Annotated in this window: 17 protein-coding genes; 9 read left to right on the forward strand and 8 right to left on the reverse strand. The window is 62.6% G+C overall.

Features of this window, described 5'->3' with window-relative positions; all coding sequences use genetic code 11:
• Positions 1–199 precede the first annotated feature (199 nt).
• The 5 genes from C1N62_RS07380 to C1N62_RS07400 all read left to right on the forward strand — a co-directional run bounded on the left by C1N62_RS07380 (position 200) and on the right by C1N62_RS07400 (position 6,274).
• Complete coding sequence (locus C1N62_RS07380; protein WP_240775749.1) at positions 200–1,231, forward strand: hemin-degrading factor; 1,032 nt, start codon at positions 200–202, stop codon at positions 1,229–1,231.
• The gene (locus C1N62_RS07385) at positions 1,228–2,043 is read left to right on the forward strand and encodes a hemin ABC transporter substrate-binding protein (protein WP_137763016.1); all 816 of its coding nucleotides are present in this window, start codon (positions 1,228–1,230) and stop codon (positions 2,041–2,043) included. The genes C1N62_RS07380 and C1N62_RS07385 overlap by 4 nt, the downstream gene beginning before the upstream one ends.
• Positions 2,040–3,044 carry an iron ABC transporter permease gene (locus tag C1N62_RS07390; protein WP_137763017.1) on the forward strand — a complete coding sequence of 335 codons (1,005 nt, stop codon included), beginning with the start codon at positions 2,040–2,042 and terminating at the stop codon, positions 3,042–3,044. Before C1N62_RS07385 ends, C1N62_RS07390 begins: the two co-directional genes overlap by 4 nt.
• A complete protein-coding gene (locus tag C1N62_RS07395) occupies positions 3,037–3,819 on the forward strand; it encodes a heme ABC transporter ATP-binding protein (RefSeq protein ID WP_137763018.1) in 783 nt (260 codons plus the stop codon). Before C1N62_RS07390 ends, C1N62_RS07395 begins: the two co-directional genes overlap by 8 nt.
• 118 nt (positions 3,820–3,937) lie before the next feature.
• On the forward strand, positions 3,938–6,274 hold the full coding sequence (locus C1N62_RS07400) for a TonB-dependent receptor domain-containing protein (protein ID WP_137763019.1): 2,337 nt from the start codon (positions 3,938–3,940) through the stop codon (positions 6,272–6,274).
• Positions 6,275–7,546: 1,272 nt separating this feature from the next.
• Here C1N62_RS07400 and C1N62_RS07405 read toward each other — a convergent pair.
• Positions 7,547–8,455 carry a dihydrodipicolinate synthase family protein gene (locus C1N62_RS07405; RefSeq protein ID WP_137763020.1) on the reverse strand — a complete coding sequence of 303 codons (909 nt, stop codon included), beginning with the start codon at positions 8,453–8,455 and terminating at the stop codon, positions 7,547–7,549.
• 383 nt (positions 8,456–8,838) lie between these two features.
• Between C1N62_RS07405 and C1N62_RS07410 the strand changes: the two genes are divergently transcribed.
• On the forward strand, positions 8,839–10,596 hold the full coding sequence (locus C1N62_RS07410; protein ID WP_137763021.1) for a P-loop NTPase fold protein: 1,758 nt from the start codon (positions 8,839–8,841) through the stop codon (positions 10,594–10,596).
• A 2-nt stretch (positions 10,597–10,598) separates the two neighbouring features.
• Here C1N62_RS07410 and C1N62_RS07415 read toward each other — a convergent pair whose 3' ends face one another.
• From C1N62_RS07415 to C1N62_RS07445, 7 genes are read right to left on the reverse strand one after another with little or no spacing between them, the layout of a single operon-like run.
• Complete coding sequence (locus C1N62_RS07415) at positions 10,599–12,200, reverse strand: gamma-glutamyltransferase family protein (protein WP_137763022.1); 1,602 nt, start codon at positions 12,198–12,200, stop codon at positions 10,599–10,601.
• A gap of 59 nt (positions 12,201–12,259) precedes the next feature.
• The gene (locus tag C1N62_RS07420; RefSeq protein WP_137763023.1) at positions 12,260–13,138 is read right to left on the reverse strand and encodes an ABC transporter permease; all 879 of its coding nucleotides are present in this window, start codon (positions 13,136–13,138) and stop codon (positions 12,260–12,262) included.
• A 1-nt stretch (position 13,139) separates the two neighbouring features.
• Entirely contained in the window at positions 13,140–14,084 is a 945-nt protein-coding gene (locus C1N62_RS07425) for an ABC transporter permease (RefSeq protein WP_137763024.1), read from the reverse strand.
• A gap of 14 nt (positions 14,085–14,098) precedes the next feature.
• Positions 14,099–15,631: an ABC transporter substrate-binding protein gene (locus C1N62_RS07430; RefSeq protein WP_137763025.1), complete on the reverse strand. Its 1,533-nt coding sequence runs from the start codon at positions 15,629–15,631 to the stop codon at positions 14,099–14,101.
• 12 nt (positions 15,632–15,643) lie between these two features.
• Positions 15,644–16,720 (reverse strand): ABC transporter ATP-binding protein, encoded by a 1,077-nt coding sequence (locus tag C1N62_RS07435; RefSeq protein ID WP_137763026.1) that lies wholly within the window; start codon positions 16,718–16,720, stop codon positions 15,644–15,646.
• Positions 16,720–17,721, reverse strand: coding sequence for an ABC transporter ATP-binding protein (locus tag C1N62_RS07440; RefSeq protein ID WP_240775751.1), 1,002 nt, complete (start codon positions 17,719–17,721; stop codon positions 16,720–16,722). The genes C1N62_RS07435 and C1N62_RS07440 overlap by 1 nt, the downstream gene beginning before the upstream one ends.
• On the reverse strand, positions 17,718–18,446 hold the full coding sequence (locus tag C1N62_RS07445) for a FadR/GntR family transcriptional regulator (protein WP_137764946.1): 729 nt from the start codon (positions 18,444–18,446) through the stop codon (positions 17,718–17,720). The genes C1N62_RS07440 and C1N62_RS07445 overlap by 4 nt, the downstream gene beginning before the upstream one ends.
• A gap of 301 nt (positions 18,447–18,747) precedes the next feature.
• Here C1N62_RS07445 and C1N62_RS07450 point away from each other — a divergent pair, with 301 nt between their 5' ends.
• From C1N62_RS07450 to C1N62_RS07460, 3 genes are all read left to right on the forward strand, one after another.
• A complete protein-coding gene (locus C1N62_RS07450) occupies positions 18,748–18,930 on the forward strand; it encodes a hypothetical protein (RefSeq protein ID WP_137763027.1) in 183 nt (60 codons plus the stop codon).
• Positions 18,931–19,403: 473 nt separating this feature from the next.
• Complete coding sequence (locus C1N62_RS07455; RefSeq protein WP_137763028.1) at positions 19,404–20,219, forward strand: hypothetical protein; 816 nt, start codon at positions 19,404–19,406, stop codon at positions 20,217–20,219.
• Positions 20,220–20,286: 67 nt separating this feature from the next.
• Positions 20,287–21,714: an arylsulfatase gene (locus tag C1N62_RS07460; RefSeq protein ID WP_206057768.1), complete on the forward strand. Its 1,428-nt coding sequence runs from the start codon at positions 20,287–20,289 to the stop codon at positions 21,712–21,714.
• The last annotated feature ends 56 nt before the right edge of the window (positions 21,715–21,770 follow it).

Raw genomic sequence — 21,770 nt, forward strand, 5'->3', positions numbered from 1 at the left:
TGGCCCTCTCCAGCGACCTGCCGCCCCCTTGTGCAGAAGCCAGTGGAAATAAACCTACCAAAACAGGGGATTAGGATACCCTCCAAATCTTAATGATAATAAATATCATTTACATTCAATTTGAATTGTGGTCTATAATGCCGAAAAATTCTTGCCCCTGCCGTGGCGGCGGGGTGTCCCCTTTTGGCCGGAGGCTCACGTGGCTGACTATTACACGCAATTCCTGACCCTGAAACATGCCCAGCCGCGCCTCTATGCGCGGGATCTGGCCCACCAAATGGGCGTGAGTGAGGCCGAACTGACGGCGGCGCGCGTCGGCCATGACGCTGTGCGGTTGGCGCTGGCTCCCCCGACACTGCTGGCGGCGCTGGAGACGGTGGGGGAGACCAAAACCCTCGCCCGTAACGCCTACGCGGTGCATGAGCAGATCGGCCACTACCGCAACCTGACGCTGACGCCGCACGGCGGGCTGGTGCTCAACCCGCGCGCGCTGGATTTGCGCCTGTTCACCGGCCAGTGGCAGAGCGCCTTTGCGCTGGAGGAGGCGCACCCGCAAGGCGTGCGCCGCAGCCTGCAAATTTTTGACACGCACGGTGATGCGGTGCTGAAAATCTACGCCACGCCCCATACCGACCTTGCCGCCTGGCAGGCGCTGGTGGCGCAGTTTACCTCCCCGGACAACCCGCCGCTGGCGCTGGACGCACCGGTGTCGCCGGCCAGCGGCGAAGCGGATCTCACCGGCTTTGAAGTTGGCTGGCGCGGCATGACCAACGTCCACCAGTTCTTTGTGCTGCTGAAAAAGTACCAGTTGACCCGTCAGCAGGCGTTCCGCGCGGTGCCCGCGGATCTTGCCCAGCAGGTGGATAACCGCGCGCTGGCGCAGTTGCTGACGGCGGCGCAGCAGCGTGGCAATGAGATCATGATCTTCGTCGGCAATCGCGGCGTGGTGCAGATCTTCACCGGCGCGATCCACGAGGTGACGCCGATGCATGGCTGGCTAAATGTCTTCAACCCGCACTTCACCCTCCATCTACAGGATCAGCAGATTGCCGAGAGTTGGATCACGCGCAAGCCGACGGCGGATGGCATGGTCACCAGCCTTGAGCTGTTCGCGGCCGACGGCACCCAGATCGCCCAGCTGTATGGCCAGCGCCATGAGGGGGAGCCGGAGCAGGCTGTCTGGCGCGAGCAACTGGCGCAGCTGGTGAAACCGGCCGGGGCAGTGGCATGAGGCGGCTGCTGTGGTGTGCGCTGCTGCTGGCCAGCGGCGTATCGGCTGCGCCGCGGGTGGTGACGGTGGGTGGCGACGTCACGGAGATCGCCTATGCGCTGGGTGCGGCGCCGGATCTGGTGGCGCGTGACAGCACCAGCACCCAACCGCCGGCGGCCACCGCGCTGCCGGACATCGGCTACATGCGGCGGCTGAATGCCGAGGGCATTTTGGCGATGCAGCCCTCGCTGGTGCTGGCGAGCGCGGCCGCCTCACCGGCGCTGGTGTTTGAGCAACTCAAGCGCAGCGGCGTGACGGTGGTGACGGTGCCAGAGGCGGAGAGCCTGGCGGCGATCCCCGATAAGGTGGAGGCGGTGGCACAGGCGCTGCACCGTGAGGCGCAAGGGCAGGTGCTCAGCGACCAGTTGCGCGGGCAGCTGGCGCAGATGCACTACCGCGCCCTGCCGGTGCGGGTGCTGTTCATCATGAGCCACGGCGGCATGAGCACGCTGGTTGCTGGCGAGCACACCGCCGCCGACCGGGTGTTGCAGGCCGCCGGGCTGCGCAATGCGATGCAGGGCATCGAGGGCTACAAGCCGCTGTCGGCGGAGGGGGTGATCGCCGCCGCGCCGGATCTGGTGTTGGTGACCACCGATGGCGTGCGCACCCTCGGCGGGCAGGATCAGATCTGGGCACTGCCGGGGCTGTCGATGACCCCGGCGGGGCAGGCGAAGCGGCTGCTGGTACAGGATGACATGGCGCTGCTCGGCTTTGGCCCACAGACGCCAGCGGCCGTGCGCCAACTGCGCGCGGTGGCCGAGGCGCTACGGTGAGTCGCGCCGCCTTTCCGGCGCGCTGGCTTTGGCTACTGCTGGCGCTGCTCGCCGGGCTGACGCTGCTGGCCGCGCACTACGGCGCGCTGCGCCTGCCGCTGTCACTGCCCTGGCAACGCCAGCAGTCGCCGGGGCTGTGGCGCATCTGGTTTGAGATCCGCCTGCCGCGCGTGCTGCTGGCGGTGCTGGTCGGGCTGGCACTGGCGCTCTCCGGTGCGGTGATGCAGGGGCTGTTCCGCAACGCACTGGCTGATCCCGGTTTGTTGGGGGTGAGCAGCGGCGCGGCGCTGGCGGTAGCGCTCAGCATCCTGCTGCCGTTGCCGCTCAGCGGCATGGTAGCGCTCTACGCCCCGGCGCTGGCGGCCTTCGCTGGCAGCCTGCTGGTGACGCTGGTCATCTTTTTGCTCTGTCAGGGCGGACGGCAGCCGGTCGCGCGGCTGCTGCTGGTGGGGATTGCCATTAATGTGCTGGCGGGGGCGCTCACCGGACTGCTTTCGTGGCTGAGCAGTGACCAGCAGTTGCGCCAGCTGTCGCTCTGGGGGATGGGCAGTCTGGGGCAGGCGCAGTGGCCGCTGCTGCTGGCGGTGGCGACGCTGGTCATTCCGGCGGCCTGTGGCATCCAGTTTTGTGCCCGGCGGCTCAACCTGCTGCAACTGGGCGATGAAGAGGCACACTACCTTGGCGTGCCGGTGCGGCAGACCCAGGGCTGGCTGCTGATCCTCAGCGCCCTGCTGACGGCGGCGGCGGTGGCCGCCAGCGGCATCATCGGCTTTATCGGGCTGGTGGTGCCGCATCTGGCGCGGCTGGCGCTCGGGGCGGATCACCGCGCGCTGTTGCCCGCCTCGGCGCTGCTGGGCGCAATTTTGCTGCTGCTGGCCGATACGCTGGCACGCACCGCCGTCGCGCCAGCGGAGATGCCGGTCGGGCTGATCACCAGCCTGCTGGGTGCGCCGTGGTTTTTGTGGCTGATGCTGCGCCGCCGGGGAGACGATCATGGCTGAGCCGCTGCTGTGCGCCCGCGATCTGCACTACCGCGCGCGGGGGCGGGATCTGATCACCGGGATCTCACTGTCGTTTGATGCCGGGAAAATGATCTCGCTGATCGGCCCCAACGGCGCGGGCAAGTCTACGTTGCTGCGATTGCTGGGCGGCTACCTGTCGCCCTCCGCCGGTGTCTGCCTGCTGGAGGGCACGCCGCTTGGCGAGTGGCCACTGGCGGCGCTGTCACGCAAACGGGCGGTGATGCGCCAGCAGAGCCAACTGGCGTTTGATTTTGCGGTGCACGAGGTGATCCAGATGGGACGCGCACCCTGGCCGGTGCGCGGCAGCATGGCGGTGGTAGAAGAGGTGATGGCGCTGACCGGCTGCGACCGGCTGGCTGGCCGCCGCTACCGCCAGCTCTCCGGCGGCGAGCAGCAGCGGGTACGCATCGCCCAGACGCTGGCGCAGCTCTGGCACCCGGCGGGGCCGCAGGGGATGCTGTTTCTGGATGAACCGACCTCGGCGCTCGATCTGCATCACCAACAGCACCTGTTGCGCCTGCTCCGGCAGTTGACGCAGCGCTACCCGCTGACGGTCTGTTGCGTGCTGCACGATCTCAATTTGGCGGCGCTCTGGTCAGATGAACTCTTTTTGCTGGCGCAGGGGCAGCGGGTGGCGCACGGCCACCCGGCCCAGGTGCTGGAGGCCAATCGGCTGGCGCAATGCTATCAGGCGGAGTTGACGATGGGCCGCCACCCGGTGGGGGATTCGCCGGTGCTGTTCCTGAACCCCTAATGTCGCAGTAACCATGATGTACCTATAACGCACCCCTTCGCCGGGGCGGGCTTCGTATACCCTTTTTACGCGGTTCGCCCGGCAAGGCAATTATTCCAATACATTGATGTGAAGGTTAATGATGTCTTTCAATACCAGAAAAACCGCCCTCAGTTTGGCGATTGCCAGCCTGCTGGGCAGCATGAGCGCACAGGGTGCGACGGAGAGTGCCAGCGCCAACGAGGGCGAGCAGTTGACGGTGCTGTCACCGAAGGTGGAGAGCGAGGCGGGCAGCAAAACCACCCTCAGCGCCGAGGCGTTGCAGCAGCAGGGCGGCAACAATTTCGGCACCATTATGCGCTACCAGCCGCTGGTGGGCGCCACCGGTTCCGCGGGCGGCGGCACCTCCGGCAAGAGCGGTTTTGACCGCGCTGGCTACACCGGTTACAACATCCGTGGGCTGGAGTCCAACCGCGTCGGCATCGACGTCGATGGCATGGAGATGCCGCAGGCCACCGGCCGCAGCTACGCCGGGCGCGCCGGGCTGAACACCTTCGGCATTGGTCGCGACTATCTCGATCCCTACATGTACCAGCAGGTGGAGATCGCCTCCGGTGCCACTGACGTGGATGTCGCCAACAACACCCTTGGCGGCGTGGTCTCTTTCAGCCCGAAATCCGCCGACCACTATCTGCGCCCCGGCAAGACGCACTATGTCGGTTACCAGAGCGACTATGACTCCGCCGACCGCAGTTGGCACAACGGCCTGACGCTGGCCGGTGGCGACACGGATCTGCAAGGGATGCTGGTGATCAGCCGCCGCGACGGTCAGGAGACGCGCAATAACAGCGGCGAGATCCAGAGCTACCCGGAGAACTGGCACTCCACCGCCGTGCAGGCCTCCGGCTCCTGGCTCGCCACCGAGGCGCACCGCCTCTCCGGCACCATTGATTACTACCACAAGACCCGCCACAGCCAGTATGACAGCTGGAGCGATACGGGCAGCAGCATTCTGGGCACTGCCCACCAGACCAGCGAGACGCGCCGCCTTGGCCTCAGCCTGCGCGATACCTGGGTGCCAGCGGATAACCTGCTGGTGGATCGGGTGGATACGCAGATCTACCGGCAGGCCACGCAGGCCCACGACAATACCCTGATGCCCACCAGCGCCGCCGCGGCGCAGCGCGTGCTCTCCAGCTATGACGTGACCACCTATGGGCTGGACACGCAGATGGAGAAAGCGATTGGCCGCCATGCGCTGCGCTGGGGGCTGAACGGCAAAACCAGCAAGACCGAGCGCCCGTTTAGTCAGGATCCGGTGCAGAACAGCTGGGCAGCGATCATGCAGCCGGAAGCAGACAGCCGCACTTGGGCGTTTGGTGCCTTTGCCGAGGATCGCATCACCTTCGATCTGGCCGGCCATGAACTGGCGCTGGTGCCGGGCGTGCGTTACGCCTACCAGAATACCAAGGCGCAGAATCTCTCGTCGCTGACCGCCAACAGCGCGGTGCTGGATGAGGGCGAGGTGGCCGCACTGTATGGCGGCACCAACAGCGATGCCCAGGTGCTCCCCTCCCTGAGCCTGATCTACAGCCTGACGCCGACGCTGGACACCTACCTGCAATACAAGCGCGGCGCGCAGTTCCCCAACGCCAGCCAGCTCTATGGTAGCTGGAATCTGGGTTCCAACTACGCTGGCCCGGCGCAGTACGCGCTGATTGGCAGCCCCGATCTGAAGACCGAGACCAGCAACAACCTCGAGTGGGGGATCAAGGGCGAGGCGGTGCCGGGCGTGAGCATCAATGGCGCGCTGTTCTACAACAGTTATAAGAACTTCATTGCCGAGACGCGCTACTCCCGCGCTACCAGCCCGGAGGTATTTGCCACGGTGCCGGGCAATATCTATACCGTCTATAAAGAGGAGAACCGCGACAAGGCCTATATCTATGGCGCGGAGTTTGTCAGCAAGATCCGTTTCGGCACTTGGTTTGACGATCTGCGCGGACTGGGCGCGACCCTTGGCTGGGGCTACAGCAAAGGCCAGTCGAAGTCGAGCTATCTGGGCGATCGTTACGTCGATCTGGACAGCGTACCGCCGATGAAGGCGATCCTTGGCCTGAGCTGGGACGCGCCCGATCGCGCATGGGGCGGGGCGGTGACCACCACGCTGGTGAAGGGCAAGCGCGCCGTCGCCACCAGCCGCCAGAGCTACGCCAACACCGGCACGGCCATCACCGACAGCAACACCACCTACCAGCGCATTCCCGGCTACGCGCTGGTGGATCTGACCGCCTACTGGCAGGTGGCAAGCAACGTGAAGCTGAGCGGCGGCATCTACAACCTGACCGATCGCAAGTACTGGGACTACCTGAGCAGCCGCACCCTGACCGACACCGGGTTGCAGGATCAGTACAACCAAGCGCTCTCGGTGCAGCCAGGGCGCAGCGTGCAGGTGGGGGTTAATGTGGAGTTTTGAGTCAGTGGGGGGCTGACAAGGCCCCTTTTTAGGGAAAGGTTTCAGGCACTCTTGGGTGCCTGTGGCTCCGTTAGGTCGGAGCAGGGTTTCGGTTGTTCGGATTCATTTGTCTACCTGTACGCCTGCGCCTCAACCGAGCAGGGCCTGCCGGCGCGCCGGCCCTGCACCACGCGGGCGTGTTAACCTTCGGTTTGCCTGTATCTTTTTCTGCTTTGGCTTTCGTGGATATATTTGGCCTCGTTGGGGCCGGAGAAGGGTTTCGGTTGTTCGGATTCTTTTTTCTGCTTCGGCTCCCGAGCCTCAACCGAGCAGGGCCTGCCGGCGCGCCGGCCCTGCACCCGCGCGCGTTGGGGTGGAATGGCTAATTATTGCCCGCTACCGCGGGTTCCCTCCGTCAGCTTCCGGGCTGTCGGGCCGCGGCAGACGCGCTCCCAGCGCGACTGCCACTTTCGCGCACATCCCTGTGCGCTCACCCGGCCCGGAATCCTCCGTCGGCAATAATTAAACGCCCCCACCTCCTCTGCAAATTCTCGGCTATGTGAGGAAAGAGTTGGGGCGGAATATGGGGGAATTATTTCTATTTAAAAGGTTTTGGGTTTTATTCGGCTGGATATATGGTGTTTAAGGTCTGTCGTAGACAAAAAATACAATCAGCTCCACAGCCAATGCATTCCACCTTCCAAAAATAAAACTCCCCCAACTATTTCCTCACATACCTACAGCGCGCAGAGGAGGTGGGGGCGTTAAATCATTGCCGAGTGGAGTCGCAGGGCCGGGTGAGCGGGCAGGACGCCCGCGAAAGGGCCAGCCGCGCCGGGAGCGCGTCTGGGCCGGCCCGCAAGCCCGGAGACGCAGCGAGGGTCACCCGCGAGAGCGGGCAATGATTAGCCATTCCCCTCAACGCGCGCGGGTGCAGGGCCGGCGCGCCGGCAGGCCCTGCTCGGTTGAGGCTCCGAGGCCGAGGTAGAAAAAGGAACCCAAACAACCGAAACCCTTCTCCGGCCTGACGCGGCCACAGGCACCCGCCATGTCCGAAACCCTTCTCCGGCCTGACGCGGCCACAGGCACCCGCCATGTCCGAAACCCTTCTCCGGCCTGACGCGGCCACAGGCACCCGCCATGCCCGAAACCCTTCTCCGGCTCCAGCGAAGCTACAGGCACCCACGAGTGCCTGAACCCTGCTCCGACCTAAGCGAAGCCCCAGCTCAACACAAAAGCCAAAGCAGAAAAAGACATAAACAAACCGGGTGAGCGGGCAGGACGCCCGCAAAATCAACTTAATACACCGCTCTGCCGCAATACCTCCCTCACAATATCGCGCTTCTCAGCACTGAGCGGCTGGGCCGGGCGCAACGAGTGCACCGGGATCTCCACACCTGTCAGGCGGATCGCCTCCTTCACCACGTTATAGAAAGGCGTATCCAGACTGTAGAGCGGCGGAATAAAGGAGAGGCGCTGTTGCAGGCCGATCAGCGTCTCCCAGGATTGGGATTGCCAGGCGCGGTAGATACCGCAGGTCAGCTCCGGCGCGAAGTTGGCGCTGGCCGGGATGCAGCCATCGCCGCCCAGAATCAGGGTGCCGAACAGGTACTCATCATAACCAGCGAATACCGCGAAATCAGGCCGCACCGGTTTCACCGCCTGAATGGTCTCGCGGATATGGCTCAAGGTGTCCACCGTGTCCTTCAGCCCGACAATGTTTGGGCAGCGCTCGGCCAGCGTCTTGATCACGGATACCGGCAGGTTCTGGCCGGTCAGGGCCGGGAAGTTATAGAGCAGGATGGGCAGCGGCGAGGCCTCGGCCAGCGTCTGGTAGTGCAGGCAGAGGTTCTCCTCCGACAGGGGATTGTAATAAGGATTCACCACCACCACGCCATCCGCACCGCAGCGGTGGGCGTGCTCGGTCAGCGCCAGCGTCTCCGCCGTGCCGGGGTGGGCAGCCCCAATCAGCACCGGCACGCGGCCCGCCACGTAATCGGTGCAGAACTCCGCCACCTCATGGCGCAGCGCGGTGCTCATGTGGGCAAACTCGCCAGCGCTGCCGAGGAAAAATACCCCGTTGACGCCGCCAGCAATCACATGGTCAATCAGTGTCGCCATGCCGCGGCGGTCGAGTTGCTCATCAGCGTTCAGGATAGTGGGCACCGGCGGGATGACGCCGGAAAAACGTGGGGTAGCCATAATCGTCTCCATATCAAAGGGCGCAGGTTTTGGAACAGCGTTTTAGTTATAAAGCATCCGTTGGAGAAAATTTGTGCGATGACAAAGGTTGCAGGCAGTTACGGTGAAAAGTGGAAGGGGGGTCACAGGATTGGCCGGTGGCGTTGCCACGAAATTTTATCGTAAAGGCGATGATGTCATGTAGGCCAGTAATAAAATGGCGTAACTATCCACTTTACCGCAACTGTCAGTTTTGCGCTATTTTCTAAACCTACAGCAAAAAGAAGCGGATAACAGAAAGGCGCATCCCTGTAGGCGTTTATTGTCAAATATTTTTCACCTGTTGTAACGTGCGGATATTGCCCAACTATTTCATAATGGCGTAAACAGACAAGGAGATAAGCATGGATGAGTTGCCGATCGAAACGGAAATTAAAGGATTTTTAGTATCAACCCGCATAAAGGTATTGGCGATTAAAGGTGCCTGGGGGGTAGGTAAAACCTATACGTGGAACAGGTGTCTGGAAAAAGCCAAGCGCGAATATCCAGAGTTAAAAGAGAAGAAATATGTATATGTTTCATTGTTTGGCATTAATTCGTTAGACGATCTTAAAGCTGATCTATTTAGTGATTTGATAAAATTAGAGGCTATGGCTGAAGAGGGTAAAAAAGTAAAAATTAAGGACAGAATGAATAAATTGGTAAGTTTTGCAAAAGACACTCCTTTCATAAAGAATTACTCTCGTATAGTCGAGCGCGTTGCTTTTCAGAGCATTGAGGGGGTGGTGATCTGCATTGATGACATTGAGCGCCGTGGTCAATCCCTGAGTTTACGTGATGTGATGGGCCTTATCTCCTTATTAAAAGAGCAGCGGAACTGCCATATTCTGATGCTGCTGAATGATGGCGAGGAGGGGTTAGAGGATTACCGTAAGTACCGTGAGAAAATAGTCGATAAAGAGATCAGTTTCTCCCCCGAAGCGAGTTACAGTGCTGATGTTGTATTTTCTGGATCCGAATCCTATCTTGAAAAATTAAAGAAATACACCATTAAGTTGGGCATTAACAATATGCGGACGCTGAAAAAAATAGATGATATCGTCAACCAGGTTTATCCGAAGCTGACACAGTATAGCCATCCGGTAAAAGAGCGGGCACTCCAAAGTCTGGCGCTCTTTACCTGGAGCCACTATAGCGCGGAGAGTGATGACACGGTGCCTGATTACGACTATTTATTGCAGTATGACCCGACCGATGGGCGGCAGACTGATGCCCAGCCTGATGACGATCAGTTAGAGGATTTCGAGCAGAAACATTTACAGTGGCACGGGCTACTGGCCAATTACAATTATCAGGATACCCAAGATTTTGACCGGACGCTGGCGGATATTGTCAGCACAGGTTATATAGATGAGCAGGCGCTGAAAAGAGAGGCCGATTATCTCAATGCCTATTATCAGAGTCATGAAGCCAGTGAAAGTTTTACCAATGCCATGAAACGTATCAATCTGGGATTTGCCAACAACCAGGCGGAGATAGTTAAAGGGGTCTGCGAGAGTGTCAAGCAGCATAGCCAACACCTGTCGCCCCAGCAACTTAACCGGGCCGTGGTTTTCCTGCGCGAAATGGATGAAAACACCAAGGCAGATGATATCATCCAGTGCTATATCACGGCGCATCAGGCCGACGACAGGCTGTTCAATACGTCAACGTCATGGCGGCGCGAAGATTTGGAAAAAATAGATGCGGGTCTAAAAACAGAATTTGACAAGATCCATCGCCAACCTTCCAAGCCAAGCTCACTGGAGGAGGTGTTTGAGAAATTCAAGCAGCATTCGACCAGACTGGAAGATAATGATTACTTTGTGTTGGCTCGTACCAGCGAGCGGGATTTTCAAACCTTTTTTGAAAAGAACATGGAGGAGGCACTGGCCCACTTTATTTCATTCTGTCTGGCCTACAAGCCGGTAAATACGTCAGGGAACAGGCCGATTTTTCAGGCTGCCCAAGCCACGGAGAGAGCACAGATCAAACAGACGGTGACAGCCGTGCTGCAAACGTTGGCTGCGCAGAACAAATTAAATCGCCTGCGGGCCAAAAATGTTGGTATCTCGCCGCGGGATGAAACGGCCGGGGATGCACCGTCCCCTGGCCGTACCTGACATTAAAAGACCAGCGCCTGCCCATCCTTGCGGGATTCGCTGGCGGCGACGTAGTGCCCCTGCGGATGGCGCTGGATCACCTGCGCGCCGCCAAAGTTGTAGCCGAGCAGCGGATCCTCCACCTCAATCTGGTGGCCCATCGCCCGCAGCGCCGCCAGGGTGTTGCGGTCGAAGGTGGACTCCACCGCCACCCGTCGGCCGCCGATCACGCGCCAGCGTGGCGCGTCCACCGCTGCTTGCGGGTTCTGCCGGTAGAGCATAATGCGCAGCGCCAGTTGCAGGTGCCCCTGCGCCTGCATCGGGCCGCCCATCAGCCCGAAGGAGAGCAGCGGCTGGCCGTCGCTGTCCAGCGCAAAGGCCGGGATGATGGTGTGCAGCGGGCGCTTGTTGGGCGCGACGCAGTTGGCATGGCCCGGCTCCAGCACAAAACCGTGGCCGCGGTTCTGCATACTGATGCCGGTGCCGGGGATCACCACGCCAGAGCCGAAGCCCATGTAGTTGGACTGGATGAACGACACCATCATGCCGTCGGCGTCGGCGCTGCTCAGGTAGACGGTGCCGCCCTGACGCGGCGCGCCGTAGCGGAATTCGCTGGCTTGTTGGCGGTCAATCAGCGCCGCGCGCGCCGCCAGATACTCATCCGACAGCAGGTGGCGCGCCTCCACCAACATGCTCTCCGGGTCAGCGATATGCTGGTCGAGATCGGCCAGCGCCAGCTTCATCGCCTCAATCGACAGGTGGAGGGTCTCCACCGCGTCCGGCGGCTGGCTGCCGACGCCCAGTTTCTCCAGCATCCCCAGCGCCATCAGCGTGGCGATGCCCTGACCGTTGGGTGGCAGCTCATGCACGCTGCCACCGGCGAAGGGTCGCGCCAACGTCTCTACCCACTCCGGTTGGTGGCGCGCGAGATCCTCCCGCGTCAGTGCCGCGCCATGCTCGGCACTGAAGGCGGCGATCTTCTCCGCCAGCTCGCCGCGGTAGAAGGCCTCACCGCGCGTCTCGGCAATCAGCGCCAGCGTGCGCGCCTGATCCGGGTTGCGGAAGATCTCACCGATGGCCGGTGCGCGCCCCTGTGGCGCAAAGCAGGCGCTGAAACCCGGCTGGTCATGCAGCCGCTCGACGCCGCGCGCCCACAGGCGGCCAATCAGCGGCGACACCGGGAAGCCGTCGCGCGCGTACTCAATCGCTGGCTGTGCCAGCGTGGTCAGCGGCAGGCGGCCAAACTTCTCCGCCAGCGCCACCCAGGCCGACACCGCGCCCGGCACCGTCACCGCGTCCCAACCAAGTTGTGGCATCGACTCGCGGCCAGCGAAATAGTCCGGCGTCCAGCCCGCTGGCGAACGGCCGGAGGCGTTCAGGCCATGCAACTGTTTACCGTCCCAGACGATGGCGAAGGCGTCGCTGCCAATGCCGCAGCCGGTCGGCTCCAGCACCGTCAGCGCCATCGCGCTGGCGACCGCCGCATCCACCGCGTTGCCGCCCAGTTGCAGCATCCGCATCCCGGCCTGTGCCGCCAGCGGCTGTGAGGTCGCGACGGCGTTGCGGCCCATCATCGGCGGCCGCAGGGAGGGGTAGGCAACATCGAAATCAATTTCAGGGGTCATACACAGATCCTTTAGTGGCCCGGCGGGTGGCCGGGCGATTGTCGCGAAATGGGGCGGAATCAGGCGTCGCGCGGGTCAAGCGCGTCACGCAGGCCATCGCCCAGCAAATTAAAGCCCTGTACCGTCAGAAAGATCGCCAGTCCGGGGAAAATCGACATCCACGGTGCCTGCTCCAGAAAGCCCTTGGCGGTATTCAGCATCGCGCCCCAGGAGGGGGCGGGCGGCTGCTGGCCGAGGCCCAGAAAGGAGAGGCTGGCCTCGGTAATGATGGCAGAGGCGATCGCCAGCGTTGCCTGCACCAAAATCGGTGAGAGCACGTTGGGCAGCACATAGCGCAGCACGATCCAGCGATCCGGCAGGCCGATAGCGCGCGCGCCCTCGATATACTCCTCGTTACGCACCGCCATCACCTGGCCGCGCGTCAGCCGGGCGAAGATCGGCATCGCCGACAGCCCAATCGCAATCATTGCATTGCCGAGGCTGGGGCCAAGGAACGCGCCGAGCGCGATCGCCAGCACCAAGAACGGGCAGGCGAGCAGCGCCTCAATCACCCGCGAGATGATGCCATCCAGCCACCCCTGCCAGTAACCGGCGACCAGCCCCAGCGGCACGCCAATCGCCATCGCGATCAGCACCGAGATGCCGCCAGCCAGCAGCGAGGTGCGCGCTCCCCAAATCAGCCGGGAGAGCAGGTCGCGCCCCAGCTCATCGGTGCCCAGCCAGTGCAGCGCCGACGGGGCTTTGCGCACCGCCATAAAATCCGCCTTCAGCGGATCAAAGGGCGCGATCCACGGGGCAAGCAGCGCCAGCAGTACGAACAGCAGCACCAGCGCCGCGCCAAACAGCGCGCCCTTATTGGCAAGGAAGCGCGCCAGCGCCCGGTTGGGCGTCCGTGTCGCCGGGAGTGACGTTGTCACGTTAACCAAGGTTTCACTCATCTCAGGCTCCTCGCAGGCGGGGGTTGACCAGTACGTAGAGGATGTCTGCCAGCAGGTTGAGCAGCAGGAAGCCCACCGCCACCACCATCACCACCCCCTGAACCACCGCGTAGTCACGGTTGAAGACCGAATCAACGATCATCTTGCCAAAACCGGGCAGCGTGAAGACCTGCTCGGTCAGCACCGCGCCGCCCAGCAGCTCCCCAAACAGCAGCGTGGTGAGGGTAATGATCGGCACCAGCGCGTTGCGCAGCGCGTGCTTCATGATCACCCGGCGCGGCCGCAGCCCCTTGGCGCGGGCGGTGCGCACATAGTCGGCCTTCAGTACCGCGATCATCGCCGAGCGGGTGTGGCGCATCAGCACCGCCGCCAGCCCGGAGCCGAGCACCAGCGCTGGCAGCAGCAGGGTGCGCAGGTTCTGAACCGGATCCTCGCTGAACGGCACGTAGCCGGAAGCGGGCAGCCACTGCAACTTCACCGAGAACAGCAGGATCAGCAGCACCCCCAGCCAGAAGTGCGGCACCGAGATGCCGGAGAGCGCGATGAAGTTGGTGCCGTGATCCACCCAGCTCCCCTTGCGCACCGCCGCCAGCACCCCCATCGCGATGCCGATCACCAGCGCCACCAGCATCGCCCGCAGCGACAGCTCCAGCGTCACCGGCAGCTTGGCGGCGATCAATGACACCACCGGCTCCTGTGTGCGCAGCGAGACGCCGAGGTCGCCGCGCAGCGCATTGCCCACCCAGTGGAAGTACTGGCTGGGGATCGGATCGTCCAGATGGTACTTGGCGCGCAGCAGCTCAATCACCTGCGGATCGCGCTCCTCGCCAGCCATCGCGCTGATGGGGTCGCCCGGCAGCAGCTTTTGCAGCGAGAAGACCATCAGCGTCACCAGAAACAGCGTCGGGATCGCCAACAGCAGGCGTTTGCCGATTAACTCAACCATAGCGGCTCCTTGGGTTATTTTGCCGCCAGCGTGACGCCCGCCAGCCGGATCAGGCCATCCGGGTAGGGGGTGAAGCCGGTGACGCGTTTGCTCATGCCGAAGATGCGCGGCTCATAGTAGAGGTAGGCGATGGGCATATCGCTCTGCAACTGCTGCACCACCTGGCTGTAGAGCGCCTTGCGCTGGGCCGGGTCGCCGCTCTGGCGCGCGGTGAGCAGCCACTGATCCACCTGCGGGTTGCCGTAGCGCCCATCGTTCAGGTTGCCGCCGCTCTGGATAAAGCTGTAGATGCTGCCATCCGGGTCCGGGCGGCCCGACCAGCCGGACATGCTCACCTGATACTGGCCATGCTGCTGGCGGTCGAGCAGGGTGGCGAACTCGCTCATTTGCAGGTTGACGTTGAAGCCCGCCTCGGCGGCCATCGCCTGAATCACCTGGCCGACCTGCAACGCCGTGGGGTTGTTGGGCACCAGCAGGTCAACCTTCAGCGGCGGGGTCACGCCAGCGGCAGCCAGCAGCGCCTTCGCCTTCTCCACGTCGCGCGCTGGCACCGGCACCCCGGCGTGGTAGGGGCTGACGGTGGAGAAGGCCTGATTGGCCGGGGTGAACTGCCCCTCAAACACCACCTGATTGATGGCGTCACGATCCAGCGCCAGCGAGAACGCCTGCCTTACCCGCGCGTCTTTGGCGAAGGCGCTATCCGCGGCGGCCGGGCCGTTGGCGATATTGAAGGTCAGCCCCATGTAGCCGAGGCCGGTGACCTTGGCGAGCGCCAGCCGGCTGTCGGCCTGCACCGTTTTGATGTCGCTGGCAGCGATGCCCTCGGTCAGGTCGAGGTCACCGGCGCGCAGGTTGGCCAGCCGCACTGAGGCGTCCGGGATTGGCAGGAAGATCACCTTATCGACGCGGTACGCCCCCTTGTTCCAGTAGTTGTCAAAGCGCTTGAGCACGATGCGATCCTGCTGCACCCGGCTGACAAACTCATAGGGGCCGGAGCAGACCGGGTGGGCGGCCACGTCGCCCTTGGCGCTGGCCTGCGGCGCGAGCATGGTACCGGCGCGATCGGTAAGCTGTGCCAGCAGCGCGGCGTCCGGCGTTTTCAGGTGCAGCGCCACGCTGTAGGGGCCGGTCACCTCCACGTTGTCGATGGAGGAGAGTTCGCTTTTGCGCAGCGAGGCGGGCAGCGTCATCGCACGGTCGAGGTTGAACTTCACCGCATTGGCATCAAATTTCTCGCCATCGTGGAAGGTCACGCCCTCGCGCAGTTGCAGCGTCAGGGTCTTGCCATCCGGGCTGTAGGCCCAAGAGGTCGCCAGCCCCGGCACGATATTCAGGTGCTGGTCGATGTCCACCAGCCGGTCACAGAGCGCGCTGAACACAAAGCGGCCATAGTAGGTGCGGGCGGTGTGCGGGTCGAGCATGTCCGGGTCAGCGCCGAGGCCGATGCGCAGCACGCTCTCGGCCTGTGCGGCCTGGATATGCAGGCTACCCGCCGCGAGCAGCGTCAGGGCGGTCAGGGTCGGGCGCAGGGGAAGTCGCAGTCTCATCTCAGGTTCCTTTTAGCGGGAGTGGCGGTTAACGGCATGTTCAAACAGGCTGCGGCGCAGCCGGAAGGCGTCAGAGGGCGGCGGCGGCGCGACGGCGGTGCTGTCACGCTGCACCTCGGCCCAGCGGTGGCAGGCCACCTGCCGCCCCTCGCCGACGCCCTCCAGCCGCGGCTCCTGCTGGCGGCACTGGTCAGTGGCGAACGGGCAACGGGTATGGAAGCGGCACCCCGACGGCATCGCCGCCGGGTTCGGCAGATCGCCCTGCAACAGCGGCGTTTCACGGCGCACGCCCGGCGCCAGCTGTGGCGCGGAGGCGATCAGCGCCTGGGTGTAGGGGTGCAGCGGCTGGTCAAACAGCGCATCCACCGGGGCCAGCTCAACGATCTGGCCGAGGTACATCACCGCCACCCGGTCACTCATGTGGCGGATCACCGCCAACCCGTGGGCGACAATCACCATCGTCAGGCCGAACTGATCCTTCAGCCCCTCCAGCAGATTGACCACCTGCGCCTGCACCGAGACATCCAGCGCGGAGACCGGCTCATCGCCCAACAGCAGGGTCGGGTTGGAGGCCAGCGCGCGGGCAATGCCGATGCGCTGGCGCTGGCCGCCGGAGAACTCATGCGGGTAGCGTCCGGCCCACGCGGCGGGCAGGCCGACGGTCGCCAGCAGCGCGTGCACCTGCGCCCGGCGGTCGGCACGCGCCATCTTTTGGTGCAGCCACAGCGGCTCGCCAACGATCTGTTCGACCGTCATGCGCGGGTTCAATGAGGCGAAGGGATCCTGAAAGATGATTTGCAGATCCCGGCGCAGCACATTCAGCTCACTGCCGGTGAAGCTGTGCAGGTCGCGCCCTTGGTAGCGCACCTCACCGGCGCTGGCGTCCAGCAGCTTCAGCAGCAGCCGGCCCAGGGTGGATTTGCCGGAGCCGGACTCGCCGACAATCGCCAGGGTTTCGCCCGGCCAGATGCGCAGCGAGACGCGGTCAACCGCCAGCACGCTGCGGCGCGGGCGGAACAGCCCCGGCGGGCCGCGGAACGCTTTGGTCAGGCCGATGGCCTCAAGCAGGGGAACGGGGGAGGGGGTCATCAGGCATCTCCGGCAGCAAGGTGAAGTTCAAGGGGGGCGCGGAAGCAGGCCACCCGGTGGTGTGGGCCGAGCGCCGCCAGCGGCGGGCGCTGCTGGCGGCAGTGGCCGGTGGCGAACGGGCAGCGGGTGGCAAAGCGGCAACCGGGCGGCAGATCCGCCGGTTGCGGCACCGCGCCGGGAATGGTCGCCAGTCGGCCAGTGCGGCCGCCGAGCGAAGGCATCGAAGCCATCAGGCCGATCGTGTAGGGGTGCTGCGGATCGCTAAAGATCGCCGCCACCGGCCCCTGCTCAACGATGCGGCCGGCATACATCACTGCCACATGGTCGGCCACTTCCGCCACCACGCCCAGATCGTGGGTGATCAACAGCATCGCACTGCCGCGTTGGCGTTGCAGCCGGTTGAGCAGCGCCAAAATCTGCGCCTGAATGGTGACATCCAGCGCTGTGGTGGGTTCATCGGCAATGATCAGCGCTGGCCGGTTGATCAGCGCCATCGCAATCATGATGCGCTGGCGCATCCCGCCGGAGAGCTGGTGGGGATAGGCCCTCATCCGCAGCGCCGGGGCCGGGATCTGCACCAGCGCCAGCATCTCCAGCGCCGCCTCGCGCGCCACGGCGCGGCTCACCCGCTGGTGGCGCATCACCGCCTCCATCAGCTGGTCGCCAAGGGTAAAGGCCGGGTTAAGGGAGGTCATCGGCTCCTGGAAGATCATCGCCAGCTGGTTGCCGCGCAGGTCGGCGTAGCGGCGCTCATCCAGCGCCAGCAGGTCATGGCCCGCGAACGTCACCTCACCGCCGAGCACCTGCGCGCCGTGGGGCAGCAGCCCCATCAACGCCAGCGAGGTGACGCTTTTGCCGCAGCCGGACTCCCCCACCAGCGCCAGCGTCTCGCCCGCCGGGATGCTGAGCGAGATGCCGTCCAGCACCGTGGCGGGCGAGCCGCGGAACTGCACCACCAGATCGCGGATGCGCAGCACCGGGTTGGGTTGCTCATTCATCATGCCTCTCCTTCATGGTGGGTGATGGCCGCCAGCAGCGCCTGATGCAGCGCCAACAGATGCTCATGCATCACGGCCGCGCCCTCTGCTGGCTGGCGCGCCGCAATATGCTGCACGATGCGGTGGTGATGATCGTCATAGTGCGCCAGCCGTTCGCCGGTACGCGCCTGCTGGCGCAGGTGCAGCCAGCTCGGGTCGCGGCGGATGGCGTCCACCGCATCGAACAGCCCGAGCATCAGCCGGTTGCCCGCCGCCTCGGCAATGGTGCGGTGGAAGGCGCTGTCCCACAGCTCCACCTGATCGGCGTCGTGGTCATCCAGCTGGCGCAGCCGCTCGAGGATGCGGTGCAGCAGGGCGATCTGCTCCGGGGTGGCGCGCAGGGCGGCGTAGCGCACCAGCCCCGGCTCCAGCTGGAGGCGTGCCTCCATCACCTCCAGCAAATTGGACTGCTTCGGCAGCGCCTGTAGCATCAGCGGCTGCGCCGGTGCCTCGGGGCCAATAAAGGTGCCTTTGCCCTGTTTGCGCCAGATGCGCCCCTCCTCCTCCAGCACGTCCAGCGCCCGCCGCACCGCGCGCCGCCCGGCACTGAAGCGCCGGCACAGCTCACGCTCCGTCGGCAGCGCCTCGCCCGGCTGGCCGGAGTGCTGTGCCAGCAGCTGTCGCAACTGCTCCAGCGCCGAGGCCGACGACCCCTCCGGCAGCGGGATTACTTCAGGGAATTCAGCCATCATCTTCTCGCCATGAACTCAGGTAAGAGGACATTGCAGGAATCGAACCAATTTTGAATTGGTTCAGCAAAAAAGGTCGCCATGCCCGGCTGGCGCGGGTTGGGTAAAGGCGTTTACCACGGGCAGCAGGGGGGCAGGTTGGGCGTGACGGCGGGGTGTGCACTGAAAGGGCGCACGGGATGCACCGGGATGAAGGCTTTCCATTGCCAGCCAGCGGGAAACCTTAGACGCCATTGATATTTCCCTTCACCGCCGGAGTGGGGTCAACTGGGGGCAGTTATCCAGTTCAGGGGAGAGAGTAATGAAAAAGGCATGGAAACCGCGCGTCTGGCAGGGCGCCCTTCGGCGGCTGGCGCGGCTGTGGCCCCATTCTGAGCATAGCGATCACCGGGTCATGGAGTCGGTGCTCTCTGCCGCCAGCTTGTATGGCGTTGATATGGCGCACAGCGATCCGCGCTGGTTCAGCCAGCCGGAGAGGCGCTGAGCATTCGGTCGTGCAAGCAAAAAAATCCACGCCCCGGCGTGGATTTTTTGTTTTCAGCGGATGTACACCGTGCGGGCCACGCCCTGAATTCCCGCTCATCCGGCCATAAGGCTTATCGATGGGTATTTCAAGCACTGAACGGGGTAGGTGGGCCGCGTGGGGTGAAATAAGTGTGGCACATGTCAATAAAGGAAAAAAAGAGCAATGGCCGCCCCCTGTTTTGTGATTCAGTAGCCGGAAAATAGAAGAGAGCGGGAGGCGTGAAATTAATGGATGATATGAATGAAAGTGGGGGTTAATATTTTTTATTAAACGGGGTGAGGTAGGAGGTTACATATTTTACGGCCATAATCTAACAGATCACTGTTAATTATTACACACGGCAATATCTTATTTTAGTATAAGCTCAGGTGGTAACAGTCATATTTCGATCATAACAGACTGTAGTTATTTTATCTATCAGGAGATGGATAATGAACACTATCAATGTACCCACCCTTGTAAAAGCAGTGATCTCGGGTTTGCTCTTGGCGGCAAGTGGTAGCCAGTGGGCCTGTGCGGCCTCCGGTTCGGCGGAAGATGCAAACAAAAGTAATAACCCCTTAAACTTTGGCTATACCCTTAACGTTCAGGACTACTACACCCCCTCGATTTATAACAGTGATAAACAGACCAACGATCTGCTGTTGCGCGCCGCCATCCCGATCCCATCCAATGACCTGATTGGCGTTCCCCAGTTGATGCGTGCCACCATGCCTGTGGCCGTCACCCGCCCGCAAATGGAGGGCGGCTACTCGACCGGCATCGGTGATATCAATGTCTTCGATATTTTCTTGCTAAAAACCAAAGGCGTACAGTTAGGCGTCGGCCCGCTGGTCTCCGCGCCGACGGCCAGCGACCACGCTTTTGGCACCGGCAAATGGCAGGCCGGGCTGGCGGCCGTGGTGGTCAAACTGGATCCGCGCTATATCGCCGCCGGGCTGTTGCAGTGGCAACAATCCTTTGCCGGCGACAGCGAGCGGGCGGATATGAATACCGTCACTTTCCAGCCTGCCTTAATGTATAACCTGCCGAAGGGATTCTATCTCCGTTCGACCGCCACCTGGACATTCGATGTGGAGAAGGGCGAGTACTATATTCCGGTAGGTCTGGGGATGGGCAAAGTGATTAAGGCCAATTCCGGCGACGTGTTTAATTTCTATCTGGAACCCCAATTCACCCTGTTCCATGACGGCGAACAAAAGCCCCAATTTACCCTCTATGGCGGTTTCAATATTACGTTTAAATAACGCAGGCACCGGTTTGCTGGCGGTGAACTGTTGCGGGAATATATTTCCGGCGACCAAGGTGAATATTATGATGAAGAAAACGATGATTGCTGCCCTGTGCAGTGGCCTGCTATTAACAGGGGCCTGCCCGGTACAGGCGCAGCCGACGAAACCCAATATCGTATTTATTTTGATGGATAACCTGGGATATGGCGAACCCGGTGTCTATGGCGGCGGAATCACGCGCGGCGCGCCGACGCCCAATGTCGATCAATTGGCCAGTGAAGGGCTACGGCTGACCAATTTTAACGTCGAGGCGCAGTGTACCCCCAGCCGTTCGGCAATCATGACCGGGCGGTTTGCCATCCGATCCGGCACCCACTCGGTGCCGATTGACGGCGGTATGGAGGGGCTGACGCAGTGGGAGGTGACGCTGCCGGAGGTGCTCTCTCAGGCGGGCTATCGCACCGCGCTGTTTGGCAAGTGGCACCTCGGCAGCAATCAGGGCCGCCTGCCAAACGATCAGGGATTTGATGAGTGGTATGGCATTCCGCGGACGTCAGATGAGGCGTTCTATCCTGACGATCCGCAGGCCCTCGCCAACCATGTGCCGCTGATGTACGTCATGGCAGGCAAAAAGGGCAGCAAGAGCCAGAATGTGAAACCCTACAGTCTGGAGGCCCGCCGGCAGATCGACACGGAGATTACCCAGCGCACCATCCAGTTCATGCAGCAGAGCGTGAAGGAGGGAAAACCTTTCTACGCCTATGTGCCCTTTACGCAGGTGCACTTCCCCTCACTGCCCAGCCCGGCGTTCGCCGGTAAAAGTGGCCACGGCGATTTTGCCGATTCGGTCATGGAGATGGATTACCACGTTGGTGAACTGCTGAAAGAGATAGACCGGCTGAAGGTGCGGGATAACACCCTGGTTATCTTCACCAGCGACAATGGCCCAGATGATAACTGGCCGTGGCAGGGCAGCGCTGGCCCGTGGCGCGGTTACTACTTCACCCATATGGAGGGGTCGCTGCGCACGCCCTTTATCATCCGCTGGCCGGGCAACGTGCCGGCAGGCCGCGTCAGCAATGAGATCGTCCATGAGGTGGACACCTTCACGACGCTGGCGCGCATCGGGGGCGGCAATATTCCTCAGGATCGCCCGATTGATGGCGTAGACCAGACCGACTTCTTCCTTGGCAAGACGCCGAACTCTGCCCGTAACGGCTTCCCGATCTATGTGGCCGACCGGCTGGAGGGGGTAAAGTGGAAAGAGTGGAAGATGGTGTTCTATGAAGAGCAACGCAACTGGTGGTCTCCGCCGGTGAAACTCGGCACCCCGAAAGCCTTTGACCTGATCACCGATCCGAAAGAGGAGTATCCGCAAAGTGGGTTGCGCACCACCTGGATCGCCCGGCCGCTGATTGGCGAGGCCGCCCGCTTTGTCGGCAGCCTGAAGAAGTACCCGCCGATTGCGGCTGGCACGCCCGATCCTTACCTGCCGCCCGTCCAAAAATAGCTGACGCACCCTGACGGTGGGGCGGCAGAGGCTGCCCCATCTGCCCAGCCAACCCG

Origin of the sequence: Nissabacter sp. SGAir0207, from assembly GCF_005491205.1 — a bacterium.
GTDB lineage: Bacteria > Pseudomonadota > Gammaproteobacteria > Enterobacterales > Enterobacteriaceae > Chimaeribacter.